Origin of the sequence: Campylobacter concisus (assembly GCF_902460415.1) — a bacterium.
GTDB classification, from domain to species: domain Bacteria; phylum Campylobacterota; class Campylobacteria; order Campylobacterales; family Campylobacteraceae; genus Campylobacter_A; species Campylobacter_A concisus_Y.
In genome coordinates this window covers 326,389-340,223 of sequence record NZ_CABPTY010000002.1, presented here as the reverse complement: position 1 = coordinate 340,223, position 13,835 = coordinate 326,389, and the positions used below count along the sequence as shown (strand labels likewise).

Here is a 13,835-nt window from a genome sequence, read left to right as displayed (position 1 = left end):
TGCGAGCCTCTATGGAGCAACAAATGGTAACATTTTGTAGCTACATAGAGTATGCTCGCCCTAATATCTGAATTGAATTTTGGCGCATACTGGAATTAAATCAGTCCCACCAAAGAATGACTTAGTAAAAGTAAATTTTTGTAATTTTTGTGATTGGCATATTTGTCACTTGTTTATTTTGACTGATAAATTTGGATAGTCAATTATTTTATGGTTACTTTAATTAAAACTTAAAAAGCAAGAAGCTAAAAAAAGTAATTTTGCATCTTTTATTGATTTTTGATATTAGGCTTTGAAATAATAAATTTAACCCATAGATAGATTGATTTTTTATTTTTGTGGGTTGGAATACGTTTTGCTTGGTATCAAGTAAGAAGCTAGGAGGCAAGCCATGAATGATATTAGCATCTTAGGCACCAATATAAATTCATACACCAAGCAACAACACAAACAAGATAGATCTACAAATTTTAGTGATATCTTTAACAAAAAGACTAAAGAAGAGAGCATTAAGCCAAGCCAAGAGCCTGCTAAATTTACCTACGTCTCTTCTTCACAAAACAGCCTCATCTCTTTAAATTTCAGTGATCTTCAAGCTTATGGCTACACAGTGGATAAGGCAGGCTTTATGGGAGCTGACTTTAACAAAGCAGCAGGCTTGCCACAGGACTTTAAAATCCACAAAAGCACGCTTGATGAGATAGTTAGATATAACAACAAAACATATCTCTTCACACAAGATAGAAGTAAGCCTGCTTTTGAAAAGATAGACGTAGCTGATACAACAAAGCACTACTATAAACTTTTTAAAAGCATTGTGGGGGATGAAAAAGATAGATATAGTGAAGCTGATCTAGCAAATTTACCAAAAGGCTTTAGCATGGATACTAACCAAAAAACCTTTGGTAAAAATGCAAATTTCTTAAAAGATGTGAGCTTAATATCTGTTACAAATGTATATAAAACATTTGATCAATTTAATGATGCAAAGAGCGTTAGAGATGAGCTTAGAGGCTTTGGAGTAAGCAACGAGGTCTATGAGCTAAATTTTAGTAAAGAGCATCTTGACACAAGAGCCAGTGACGAATATACATTTAACCCTGATATGTCGGTATATCAAGCAGATGATACTTATAGCAGTGCTGGTTTGTTTGTGGGATTTTTAAAGAGTTTTAGCCCTATCGCTAGTGATAGTGGCGAGACGAAGCTTAGTGTGGAGGCAAGCTCTTACTCAAAGCTAATGAGTGAGCAAAGCCTAGCTGATGATATAGTGCCTCTCTAAAGGCTTTTAAAAAATGAGAAGATGATCAAATTTATCTTAGAAGAGCTACTAAAGAGAAATTTGCTCACTTCAAAAGATGGCAAAAGTGCTGGTGAGATAGTAGATAGTGTGCTAGCTCATGCCACAAAGCTTCAAAACGAGACAAAAGTTTAAATAGATAAATTTAAAAAGGTAGCTCTGTTTTATCCATCAAACCATCTTATTTAAAATTTGCTTCTTATCTATCTTTTGCATAAGTTCTAAGACATCTATGCCTCTTTTTTCTTTGAAATTTAAAAGCTCTCTTGCAAAGAGAAATTTCTGATCCTTGTTTATATCATAGGTCTCATACTTCTTCTTAACCTGCATAGGTTTAAATTTCTTCTCATTTTGCTCTTTGGCAAAATTTGCATTGTATTCTTGCTCTTCTTTGATTATCTGTTTTCTTTGCTCTTCAACATCCTTTGTTGCTTTCTCTCTTGCTTTGGCAAATAATGTTTTAAATTCATCTATGCTTAGGTCGGTTCTATCTAAAAGACTAAGAGACTCCTTGTTATTATTTGGATAAAGAGACGACATGCTATCTATAAAGGCTCTTAGGTCAGCCTCCTCTTCTTTTGTGCCAAGACCAGCCACCTTTCCAGATATTGTTGGCCTGCCATCAACAGAGTTATCCCTCAGAAAATCCATATAGCCTTGAAGTTCCCAATCTATCGCTTTTTCTATGGTTTCTGGATATTTTCCGTATAGAGCCTTTCGCTCTTCTGGGGTGTATTTGTTTGATAGCATACTATCTATTTTATCTATGGTTTTTGTTATCCAGTCTTCCGTTCCTTCTTCTATACCGATTATCTTATCTAGTCCAACACCAAATGGTCCTTGCATATAAGCATCAACTTTAGCTTTCTCATCTTCTGCAGATAAATTTTTATTGCCATGAGCTATGTAGTCATCTAAAATTTCTTTATATTGCATCGATCCGTTATAGGTAGTAATAAACATTTCAGCTCCTCCCTTACGCCTTTATATCAACATCTCTTTTTATGCCAAGCATATCTACTAGGTATTTTCCAGCTGGGTTTTCATTTAGCTCTTTTACTAAATTTAAAGGTGGCATGCTAAATTTTAAAAAGCTATCCATAAAGTCCTTGCTCTTTTTGCCATCTTTGTCTATCTCACCAAAGAGTAGCTTTAGCATTTTTAGATTATGCTCCATCATCTTTTTAAATGATAGCTCGTCTTCTTCATATCCCCTACGCCTATCTTCAGGAGTGCTGACAAAGCCACTTTCTAAGTCGATATAGACAAAGTCTCTTTTAGATATAATGTAGTCTTGCATATATTTAGGCATGCCAGCTATGTCATTATCAGTAGCATTTATAAAGCCAGGTCCAAATTTCATCTCACCCATTAGATCAAACAGCTCAAATGCCCTATTAAATTCTTTACTATCTACGCTCTTATCATAGCCTTCTCTTTTGCCTTGTGCTGTTGTCTCGCCCTCTCTTACATCAAGGTTGTTGTTTATAACGGCTGCTATAAGTCCGCCTTTAGTTATTGAGCCGTCTTTATTAGTGTATTTCTCTCCATGCGGATCCATAAATACACCACTTCCCACACTCTCCTTGCCGCCATTGTTGTTGTTAAAGATATCTGTTGTTGGCTTTAGTGGCTGTCTGCCGTCTCCTCCTTTAAAGCTTGGGTTGAAAAAAAGCGTGCTTATCATCTGCTTATTTGACTCTTTGCCGTTAAAATCAGCCGCAGCCGAGCCAAATTCATGAATGGAGTTATGGATTTTGGTTACTTGCATACTTTGGCGGTTATAAGAAAAGCCTTGAGGGAAATTTCTTATCTCATCTAAGCTAAAGCTATCTTTTGAGTTTAGTGTGTCTTCGCCAACTACTTGGGAGAGAATTTTATAGGCATTATTTACGGTTTTTAGTATGTCGATGTTATCAAAAGTCCTTTGCATATAGTCAGACTGCGTCTCTATCCTTACTAACGACTCCAGCGTGCTTGAGTGAATTTTATATCCGCTTGGTATGCCAGCTTGTTTATTAAACTCATCTGTAAAGTAGCCATCTTTATCTACCTTGTAGCCTAAAACTAGAGAGCTAGTTTGGTTGGTGGCAACTTTGGTTGATACCTTTATGCTCTGTTCTAAATTTAAGGGGTAGCTACCAAGTGTGTTTATCATCTAATATCCTTTTAGCTTTAACTCACACCAAAGATATCGTCTTTTTTATGAAAAGATTTATTTTGCCAAGGCTTTTTAGTCTGCACAAATTTACTCCTAAACTCTTGTATCTACCTTTTTATAAAGCCTATCTTTGCTAGATAGTTCTTTAAATTTGAGGTCATTTTCAAGGTAGGTGATGTTGTAAATTTCTTTGGTTGTGATGCTTTTGCCGTTTTCAAGTCCGATTAGGAATTTACTTGTAAATTTATCAGAGAGGTTTTTAACGAGCTTTGCCCCAAGCTCTTTTAGGCTAGATATCTTATCATCTTGCTTTATGCCTATATCTTTAAAGTCAAGTCTATTTAGCTCTACATCATTCATGCTCTTAGCATCTAAATTTATACTTGCTCTTTTACTATCTTTGTCATCTTTGCTTATGAGCTTGCCAGTGTCACTATAAATTTCTTTTACCTCTAGCTCTCTTCCGCTATCAAATTTAAGCGTGATAGTGCCATTTTTGTTTAGCTTCATAGCTATTACGCTGTCTGTGTCCTTGAGAGCAGCTGCTGCCTTGCTCGTATCACTCTCAAAAGCATGCTTTACTCTTTCTAAATTTTCTAGGCTAAACTCAAGCCCAGTTGCCTTTTCAAACTCACTCTGCATAGCGATCATATAAGATGACTTTGTGGTTTTTAGCTTTGAGATGAGATCATCTGCATCTTCTACATCATTTTCTTTTAAATTTTTGCTTATCCACTCTACATCTTTGCTATGAGAGCCAGACTCTTTTTGGTAGTCGTTATAAAATTTCATAAAGCTATCTTTTTGATAGCCTACGTATGAAAAACTCTCATCTTGTTTAGATCCAGCAGGTTTTATGATAGGGTTAAACTCACTAAGCCTTTTCTTGCCGTCAAAGCCAACTTTCTCATAGGCAAAGTTGTTTAAACCGCTCTCTTCGTTAAATATCTTATTATCCCTAAGATCTACCCAGCCGTCTTGGTCTGCATGGTCTTTGAAAAATTTATTAGTCTCTTCTTTGCCTATCTTTTGGTAGCGATACTCGGCTGAAAATAGAGTATAAGGGTTTGAGTTGTTTAAACTAACTCTGTAATCAACCGTGTTTTTGCTAGCAAAGTCCATAGCCTCATGGCTTAAATTTCTAATATCCTTTTTAATAAAGTCGTTAAGGTTTATCTCGCTTACAACTTCGCTTAGTTTGAAAATTTTCTCATTACCGTCTTTATCGTAGCCTCTAACCTTTAGCTTGTCAAAGTATTTATCACCAGAATTTATCACTCCGTCCTTGTTGCTATCAAAGTTAAATAAAAATCCATTTGCATCTAGCTTGCCTATGCCTAGTTTGTCATTATCGTCATAAAGATCCAAAAAGACCTCTACATCACCCAGTGAGGTTTTTATCGTTTTTTCATAGGCGTAATCATTTAAATTTGTAAATTTAGTATCTGCTGCAGCAATGGGCTTAATGGGAGTTTTTGAATTTATAGATGAAAAATAGGTACTAGTTTGATCCACTTTCCTTAGTGCTGAGGCATCTTGTCCAAATAGATACTTGTTCTCAAAGTCTTTTTTGCTCCAGTTTCTCCTCTCGATGTCTCTATAAGAAAAAGCATCGTTTGTCCCGCTATCTGTTTTAGAATGCTCCGACTTCACGCCACTGGTGCTGGCGCTTTGGATGATAGAGTAAGTGCTATTTGAGATAAGCTTAGTAGCGATGTCTTTAAGCTCTGACTTTAAATTTGTGTTGTCTAAAGTTTGCACTCTATCTACGCCAAGAAGGACCCTTGAATAGATCATATCTTTGGGTAAATTTATATTTATGGGCTCTAAATTTGGTGATACATTCATTTTAAATCCTTTTAAAATATATATCTTATATCGGCGAATATAAAAAATGTTTAGTAGTTTATAGTCTAAAAGGGCTTAGAGCGAATGCCTACTATGTTATATATTTTTATAGCTCTCTTGTCTTCATCCTCTCATCAAATTCTTTTAAAACGTCCATTATCTTACTTGCCAGCCCCTCAAGTGTTTGATCTTTTTTAAGCTCTAAATTTCTAAGCTTTAAAATCCTAGCTAGTATATCTTTTAGATCTTTCTTACCAGATAGTATCTCATCATAATAAGCCTTTGGTATGCCTATCTCGCTTCTATCTTGCTTTGTAAGTATGAGTGTGTCTCTATATACATTGCGAGCCTCGTCAGTTATTCTTGTTGTGCCACCTTGTAGCACAAGACCTTGCTCGTTTTTTAAAAATGCTACAAAGATTTGCTCCTTTGTATAGCCTTGTTCATTGTCATATACAGACATATCAGGCTTGAAGTCATATCCAGCACTACTAACCCACATATAAGGGATAGTATGCTCAGTTGTCATCACTTCTGGAGAGAAGTCAAGGAAATTTCCATTGACTTCTACATTTATATCACTTAGATCATTTATTAGCTTGCGTGCATTTTCTACGTCTTGAGTTGTTCTAAATACATGAGTTATCTTTTCATTGCTCCTATCAGTTAGCCCATCTATCTCATCGCTAGTCATCCTACCCATTAGGTATTCGTAATGCTCTATTTTTTTATCTTTTGAAAAGTAGCCCTTTGGCATCTTTGCTAGATCTTCATTTGAGTAAAATTCTTTACCCTTACTAATAACTCCAGCTGAAATTTGATCAAAAATTTTATAGTATTGCTTTATAGTGTCTGCTAGATCGATATTTGCAAAGCTATCCTCTCCAAATAGCGCATTATCCTTTCTTGTATCCATTAAAATATTTGTAAAGTTTGGGTGCTTTTGATTGTGTAGCACTATCGCATCAAGCGTGCTTTTGTGGATTTTAAAGTCCTGTGGCAGGCCTGCAGCCTTGTTAAAGTCAGCTCCCATAAATCCTTTAGCATCTACACTATATCCATAGCCCTCTTGTGAAGTAAATTTGGCCTGATAAAGAGAGTCAATACTACTAGATGAAACAAAGTCATTTTTAGGAATAGTGACTTGGCTGATCGAATTTATATTTGGAGTGTTAGGTAAGAAATTTGCAAAACCTTCGTTTTTTGTCTGTTTTTGGTAGTGCTGTTTTGTTAAGATGGAGTTATAAGAGACTTTCATAGCTTACTCCTTGAATTTAGCTTCAAAGAGTAAGCAAAAGTTGTGCCGAAAATTTAAGAGTGAGATAAATTTAAGTTTGTTCACTTTGAGATAAAAATTTTATCTATCAGTAAAAATAAAAGCAAATTTATAGAAAGCATCTTGTAAAATAAAACAATCCTGAAAAAATGTACCGCTTTTTATAAAAACTGTACCATACTTTTAGGAAATTTTAAAGAAAGGGAAACTGCAAAAAGGGCAGTTAAAGTATCGATAAGTAGGACATCTATGGTGTCACGGGGGAGACTTGAACTCCCGACCTCCGGCTTATGAGACCAGCGCTCTAACCAGCTGAGCTACCGTGACACTTTAAAATAAGTTTCGGATTATATAATTTTTAAACTTATTTGTAGATAAAAACCATCTTTATCTACAAACACAAAGTAAAAGCACCAAGAATCAATAAAACGTCTATTTTACGAAATAATTTTGAGCTAGAGATTTATCCTCAGGTGTAATACTAAATTTCTCGCTATCGATGCTAACTTCAAATTTATTTTCTCTACTTGCTTTCGTATAAGCTAGTGCGAGCCTTGCTGCTAGCTCTTTGTCGGCTTTACTAGCATTTTTACTTATAAAACTAACAGCTCCTACTATGTCATCACTCTCTTTAAATTTCACCTGCTCAAATTTATCGTTTGGATGTGCTAAAAGTGCGTTATTATCACTCTCGTCACGTCCTATTATCATTTTTGCACCATCTGGCAAGCGCAGATGCCTACCAAGCTTTAGCCACACGACATCGATATCTCGCATCTCTTTATCAAAATTTAGATAATCCTTTATCTTCACAGCAAAGCTCTCGATCGTTAGCAAACACCCGCCTCCAGGCGTTGCAAAGTCCTCAAAGCCAAATTCCTTTGCCAAAGCAAGCTGTGGCTTCCTATCGCGCCCGCTTATGTCAAGTAGCCTCTCTCTATCGACCCAGCCCTCACGCTCAGGCTTTGTTGGCGGTAGAAGCTTGGCGCACATCGGACGAAGCACTAGATCGTCCTCATCATCAGCTAGACGCTTAACCTGGAAAAGTGCATCTCTGCGCTGGCTCATCGGCCTTTGTCCCACGACCTCGCCTGTGATAATAAAATTTGCATTTTCGCTTTTTAGCATATTAAGAGCTGTTTTAAACATATATCCGTGGCAGTCAATACATGGATTAAACTGCTTGCCGTAGCCGTATTTTGGGTTAAAAAGCACGTCGCGAAGATACTCGTTTCTCATATCAACCACTTGTAAACTAGCCCCAGCCAAAGCTGCGCGGCGTCTTAAAATTTCATGTTTTTCTTCATCTACGCCAAATCCAGTATCCATATAAAGTGCGACCACTTCGATGTTTTGATCACTTATTATTTTCATAGAGAGCATGCTATCAAGCCCTCCACTAAACAAAGCTAAAGCCTTCATTTTTGTCCTGAAAGTAAAATTTAAAGCCTAAATTTACTAAATCTAGGCTTTTATGAAGTTTATTTAGCAGCGTTAATTACGATTTTTTTGATGACTTCGCTCGCGGCTTTTAGACTGCTAACTGGCAAATACTCATAGATAGAGTGAAAGTTGTTTGCCCCTGTGAATAAATTTAGCGTTGGCACACCTTTTGCGGATATCACAGCGCCATCATATCCGCCGCGCATCGGCTTTATATTTGGCGTGATATTTAGCTCGCTAAAGGCATCTTTTGCTAGTTTTATCGGAAGTGAGTTTTCATCTTTTAAGAACTTAAAGACGTTTTCATAGCGTGTTTTTAGCGTGATTTCGCAACGCTCACCATAAATTTTGTTAAAAGAATTTGCCATATCACTTAAAAACTCAAGCCTTTTTTGAAATTTCACCTCATCAAATTCTCTTATGTCGATCTTAAGAGTTGTTTTCGCGCTGTTTCCGCTAAGCTCTTTTACCCAGAAATAGCCCTCCTTGCCCTCGGTACACTCTGGCACTTCGCCGCCTGGCAAAAGCGAGATAAATTTATGCGCAAGAAGTAGCGAATTTACAAGCTTGCCCTTTGCATTCATCGGATGAGCCGAAACGCCTTTAAAGACCATAGTGCAGTCAGCCGCGTTCCAGTTTTCATATATTAGCTCACCTATCTCGCAGCAGTCTAAGCAGTAGCCAAAATCAGCTCCCAGCAAGCTCGCATCAAGTGCTTTTGCTCCAAGCAAGCCCTGCTCCTCGTCAGGCACGAAGCAGATCACGATCTTGCCGTGCTTTATCTCAGGGTTTTGCATAAAATAGCTAGCCATATTTACAATGCTAGCGATCGCCGCTTTATCATCAGCTCCAAGCAAGCTAGTGCCATCAGTCACGACTATGTCGTCACCAACGTATTTTTTAAGCTCTGGATTGTCGCTAAATTTTAGATAAATTCCTTGTTCTTCGTTTAGGCAGATGTCGCCACCTGTGTATTTTACTATCTTAGCTTTAGTATCATTTTTTTGCTCACTACTTGTATCTAAATGCCCAAAAAAGGCAATACTTGGAGCATTTTCGCAGTTTGCAGGAATTTTTGCTATCAAGATAGCATTGTCTTGCAAGATGATATCTTTTATGCCTAGCGAGCTAAGCTCTTCTTTTAAAAACTTAGCCAGCTCATACTCGGTTGGATTAGAAGGCATGACACCTTTTAACCCATTATCTTTATTTGTTGTAGTGTTAAATTTTGTGTAGTTTAAAAACCTCTCTACGATATCCATTTTTAATCCTTTTAGATGACAAAAAATGCGATCGCCACAACAGAGATAAACATACCTAAAAATGTTCTTTTAGCGATTTCAACTGGACTAACCATCGCAATGCCTGCACAAACGATAGCAGCACCGGCAATCGGGGAAGCTGATCTACCTAAAGCACCAGCAATAGCTGCGGCCATACCAAGCTTATCTTGCTCAAAGCCAAGCGCAGCGGCATTTGTTGTGACAGCTTCGTTAAATGCAAATGTAGCAGCGTCGCCTGAACCTGTAACTATACCCATGATAAATGGCACAAATGTTCCGCCAAATTTAACGTAACTTTGATCTGTTTTTAGCCATGCGATGACCACATCAACGGCTCCACATGCCTTTAAGCCAGCGACAAAGACACCAGCTGCGATGATGATACCCATAACATCGGCATAAGCGTGGCCCATTCCGTTAAAAAATTCTTTTGTGATCTTTTGCGGATTTGTAAGCGTAGCAAAGATAGCTATGATAGCACCTAGTATCATCGCCTCAGCAACGCCCATCTTTGTCCATGCAAGAAAGCTATAATCTTTCGCAAGGCTTGTTCCGCCAATAACCAAGATAACAAGTGGAACTAGAGGCATAATGGCGTAGATGAAATTTACTTTAAATAGCGGTTTCTCTTCGCTAGTGTTACTATTTTCAAGAGTGAAATTTGTATTTTTTTGATAGTCTTTAAGCAGTATCGCAACAACAACTAACGCGATCACTACGATAACAAGAGCAGTAAATGCACTTGGAATTTGCACTTTTATGACATCTTGAACTGTGTAGCCCTCAACCGTCTTTTTAACAAGATCAGCCACATAGACGTTGTGAGCCGATCCTGGGCTTAAAACTCCACCAAATGTCCCTGCAAAAACAGCAGCACCAGCCATAGCTGGGCGGATACCTGAAGCCATTAAAAGCGGTATAAGCGTAGCACCAACAGCAGCGGAGCATCCTGCAGCTGAAGGGATAGCGATATTTATAAAGTAAGTTAGCACGGTTGTTGCGGGGATCAATATAAAACCCACATTTTTAAGCGGCTTTGTAAGAAGCGCAACAAGGTGCTTATCGCACATTGTATATTTCATAACAAATGCAAAACCCATACTTGCACAAATCGCTTTTATAAGCCCTGCTTTAGTCATATAGTCAGTAAAAGCACTTAATGCCCCCATAGGTTTTAGTGCGATTATACAAAGCACCAAACCAACGCCTATTAGCACCGTTCTTGTCTCTTTTTTTAAGACAAGAAGTGCTACAACAGCCACGATGCCAAGAATGGCAGCAATTAGCTTAAATGTTTCCATACCTCTCTCCTTGCTTAGATTTTAAATTTAGTTCCAACTTCTATTTTTTCTATCTCTTTTTGATACTCAAATTTTAAAATTTCACTGTGTCCTATGACCTGGGCCTCGCCACCCTCTATGAGCAGAGCCGTACCTTCAGGCAAAGCGTAAATAGTCTCTTTTGGATTAGCTATTAAAAATTCCTCCAACCTCTCCTCCCTGCTCTCGCCGTTATGGCCTGCTAGCTTGCCACTTATGAAGTGCGGGTTGATCTGATATGGGAAGATATTTAAGCTATCAAATGACTTTGGCATGATGATAGGCATATCATTTGTCGTCATCATCGTCTTGCCAGCTATGTTTGCGCCAGCCGACCAGCCAAAATACTTTGTGCCCTTTGCCACAGCTTCCTTTATAGGCTCAATCAAATTTAGCTTATAAAGCGTGTAAAGCAGCATAAAGGTATTTCCGCCACCAACTGCGATACTGCTAGCATTTTTGATAGCTGAAATTTTATCCTCGTAGTGATGGATTGATTTTATATTGCTATTTTTTAATCTATCAATTACTTTTTGCTCATACTCGTCATTTGTTCGCCTAACTCCAGCGTAAGGGATAAATAAAATTTCTTCCTTGCCGCATTCACCTAAAAATTCCTTAACCCAGTTTTTGCAGTGCCTTAAATAGCCAGTATCTTGATAGCTTGAAGCACTGATTAGTAAAGCATTTTTCATTTTTTTACTCCATTTAATTTGTAAGCAGATCTTAGATAGACATCGACTCCAGCCACCAAACACTCCTCATCAAAGTCAAATTTGCAGTTGTGATGGCCTGCTTTTAAATTTGTTCCTATCATCATATAGCCACTCTTTGCACCCTTATCTTGCAAGGCTCTCATAAAATGAGCAAAATCTTCGCAAGCACCAAAATCAAGTTCTTTTACGATCTTATCATCATCTATAAATGGACTTTGCTTTGCAGCTTCATAGAAAATTTCAGTTACTTCTTTATCGCTATCGGCTCCGTTTGTGCCGCCAGTTTTTACAACCTTGCTCTCGACGCCGTAAATTTCACTCACGCCTTTAACGATATCCATGCATTTTTCATACATAAAATCATTTAAATTTGTGTCTTCACCTCTTGTTTCGCAAGCTAGATAGCCGTTTGGTGCTATGACATTTCTGCCTTCACCTGCTTTTAAAACGCCTACGTTTATCCTGGTCACGCCCTTTGCATGTCTTGTGATACCATGCATGCTTAGTGCCATTTGAGATGCGGCTAAAAGTGCATTTGCACCATCTTGCGGTGCTCCTGCTGCGTGAGCTGAACGACCAGTGATATGTACGTCAAATTTTGAAGTTGCAAGTAGCTTATTTGTTCCACATATGATGCCTCTATTGATTTTTGCTTGAAAGCCGATATGTCCGCCTAATAGATACTCTACGCCATCAAGCACACCAGCAGCTTCCATAGCCACAGCTCCTCTTGTGCCCTCTTCTGCTGTTTGGAAGATAAATTTAAATTTGCCGTTAAACTCATCTAAATTTTCAGCTATAAGTTTTGCCACACCAAGACCTATCGATATATGACCATCATGCCCACAAGCATGTGTGATACCAGCGATGTCTGCGCCAAAACCCTCTTTATAAGGTCTGTGAGTAGGCTCATCACTCTCTGTTGCATCAACACTATCAATGTCAAATCTAAATGCTGTAAATTTACCAGGTCTTTTTGTATCTATAAAGGCAGTTAGGCCTGTTAAGCCATCTTTCATATAAGGAAGATATTTTGCTTCTTCAGGACTTAGGAGTTTTTTGGCTCTTTCTATTGCTTTTTCGCACTGCTCTTTCGAGCCAAGACCAAGCCTTGCATCCGCTTTAACGACTTTGTCGCCAAGGCTTATTTCATAACCAAGATCACTAAGCCTCTTTGCTAGCACAGCAGTTGTAAAAAATGTAAACCAGCCAGTCTCTGGGTGTGAGTGAAAATACCTGCGATCCTTGATCAGCTCATCTTTTAAAGAAAGAGCCAAATTTGCTATCTTATCCATAGGTTTCTCCTTATTCATTTGATAGTTTAATTAGTGCATTTGTTAAAATTTGTGTAGCTTTGAAAGCATCATCAAAATTTATAGCTTCTGCTATATTGTGACTGATGCCGCCAACGCAAGGTATAAAAAGCATGCCAACGCTACTTGCAAGTTTTGTTAGATTCATCGCATCGTGTCCAGCTCCGCTTGGCAAAGTAAGCGTTTTTATGCCAAGTTTAGTAGCCTCTTCGCTTAGTAAATTTATAGCATGCTCGCTAAGTTTTACTGGCTCGTCACTGCTTAGTTCTCTTATCTCATAACTAAAATTTAGCTCTCCGCTTAGCTCTTTTATAAAATTTCTAAGCTCTAAATTTAGCTCTTCTAAGCTTACTTTATCAATATCTCTTAGATCAACTCCAAGCCTTGCCTCGCCTGGTACGACGTTTAAAACGCCCGGCTTTGCATGTGCGTAACCAACAGTAGCCACAGCTGTTTTTTTGTTTTTAGCAAATTTATTGGCAGCGATTATGATGTGTGAAGCAGCCAGCAAAGCATCACTGCGCATATTCATCGGAGTTGCACCGCTGTGATCTGCCTTACCATGAATAATAATTTCAAATCTTATAGGAGCGGCGATACCGCTTACTATACCAACGCTTATGCCACTTCGCTCAAGCACTGGGCCTTGTTCAATGTGAAGTTCTAAATATGAATGAAGTGAGTGTTCTTTTAAAATAGAATCATTTAAATTTTGTGGTTCAAGTCCAAATTTACTCATCGCTTCAAAAAGCGAAATGCCATCTTCGTCTTTTAGCTCATGAAGCCTTTGTAGACCAAGTTTGCCGCTTATTATCTTGCTGCCAATGGTCGCTGTCTTGAACCTACTTGACTCTTCACAGCAAAAGTTAATTAACCAAAGCGGACGCTTTATTTTAATGCCAGCTTCTTTTATCGAGATTAATGCTTCAAGTCCTGCCATGACACCAAGTGTGCCGTCATAAAAGCCGCCATTTGGCACACTATCTATGTGAGAGCCCACACAAACCGGCTTCTTGCCTGGCTCACAGCCATCGTCATATATGGCAAAGATATTGCCAACATTGTCAATTTTAAGTTTAAAGCCATTTTCTTCTATTAAATTTATAAGAAAATTTCTAGCTTCCAAGTCTTCTTTGCTAAATGCAAGCCTTGTTAGCCCTCCACCTTTTAATGCTA

General features: G+C 38.0%; 12 protein-coding genes and 1 tRNA gene. 2 read left to right on the top strand and 11 right to left on the bottom strand.

The genetic code is table 11. The features are described from left to right. Nucleotides 1-391 precede the first annotated feature (391 nt). Nucleotides 392-1,282 (top strand): Cj0814 family flagellar-dependent secreted protein, encoded by an 891-nt coding sequence (locus tag FZ940_RS05785; RefSeq protein ID WP_148821896.1) that lies wholly within the window; start codon nucleotides 392-394, stop codon nucleotides 1,280-1,282. A gap of 21 nt (nucleotides 1,283-1,303) precedes the next feature. Further along, nucleotides 1,304-1,435 carry a hypothetical protein gene (locus FZ940_RS09620; protein WP_262367605.1) on the top strand — a complete coding sequence of 44 codons (132 nt, stop codon included), beginning with the start codon at nucleotides 1,304-1,306 and terminating at the stop codon, nucleotides 1,433-1,435. A 36-nt stretch (nucleotides 1,436-1,471) separates the two neighbouring features. Here the strand turns inward: FZ940_RS09620 and FZ940_RS05780 are convergent, their stop codons facing one another. The 11 genes from FZ940_RS05780 to FZ940_RS05730 form a co-directional block, all read right to left on the bottom strand. Next, complete coding sequence (locus tag FZ940_RS05780) at nucleotides 1,472-2,263, bottom strand: Cj0814-related protein (protein ID WP_410368984.1); 792 nt, start codon at nucleotides 2,261-2,263, stop codon at nucleotides 1,472-1,474. A gap of 13 nt (nucleotides 2,264-2,276) precedes the next feature. After that, complete coding sequence (locus FZ940_RS05775) at nucleotides 2,277-3,458, bottom strand: Cj0814 family flagellar-dependent secreted protein (protein ID WP_103580456.1); 1,182 nt, start codon at nucleotides 3,456-3,458, stop codon at nucleotides 2,277-2,279. Nucleotides 3,459-3,554: 96 nt separating this feature from the next. Next, nucleotides 3,555-5,309 carry a response regulator gene (locus FZ940_RS05770; RefSeq protein WP_148821895.1) on the bottom strand — a complete coding sequence of 585 codons (1,755 nt, stop codon included), beginning with the start codon at nucleotides 5,307-5,309 and terminating at the stop codon, nucleotides 3,555-3,557. A 106-nt stretch (nucleotides 5,310-5,415) separates the two neighbouring features. Further along, nucleotides 5,416-6,567, bottom strand: coding sequence for a Cj0814 family flagellar-dependent secreted protein (locus tag FZ940_RS05765; protein WP_148821894.1), 1,152 nt, complete (start codon nucleotides 6,565-6,567; stop codon nucleotides 5,416-5,418). A 268-nt stretch (nucleotides 6,568-6,835) separates the two neighbouring features. Then, nucleotides 6,836-6,912: transfer RNA gene (locus FZ940_RS05760), tRNA-Met, on the bottom strand. A gap of 105 nt (nucleotides 6,913-7,017) precedes the next feature. Continuing rightward, nucleotides 7,018-8,007 carry an argininosuccinate synthase domain-containing protein gene (locus FZ940_RS05755; RefSeq protein WP_148821893.1) on the bottom strand — a complete coding sequence of 330 codons (990 nt, stop codon included), beginning with the start codon at nucleotides 8,005-8,007 and terminating at the stop codon, nucleotides 7,018-7,020. Between the two features lie 59 nt (nucleotides 8,008-8,066). Beyond that, complete coding sequence (gene pepT / locus FZ940_RS05750; RefSeq protein ID WP_148821892.1) at nucleotides 8,067-9,290, bottom strand: peptidase T; 1,224 nt, start codon at nucleotides 9,288-9,290, stop codon at nucleotides 8,067-8,069. 11 nt (nucleotides 9,291-9,301) lie between these two features. Next, nucleotides 9,302-10,612: a C4-dicarboxylate transporter DcuC gene (dcuC, locus tag FZ940_RS05745; protein ID WP_148821891.1), complete on the bottom strand. Its 1,311-nt coding sequence runs from the start codon at nucleotides 10,610-10,612 to the stop codon at nucleotides 9,302-9,304. A gap of 14 nt (nucleotides 10,613-10,626) precedes the next feature. Then, nucleotides 10,627-11,325, bottom strand: coding sequence for a dipeptidase PepE (pepE, locus tag FZ940_RS05740; protein ID WP_148821890.1), 699 nt, complete (start codon nucleotides 11,323-11,325; stop codon nucleotides 10,627-10,629). Further along, nucleotides 11,322-12,641, bottom strand: a complete 1,320-nt coding sequence (locus FZ940_RS05735) for an amidohydrolase (RefSeq protein WP_148821889.1) — start codon at nucleotides 12,639-12,641, stop codon at nucleotides 11,322-11,324. Before FZ940_RS05735 ends, pepE begins: the two co-directional genes overlap by 4 nt. Nucleotides 12,642-12,651: 10 nt before the next feature. Further along, nucleotides 12,652-13,835, bottom strand: a 1,184-nt coding sequence (locus FZ940_RS05730) for a M20 family metallo-hydrolase (protein ID WP_148822105.1), incomplete at its 5' end; no start/stop codon positions are given.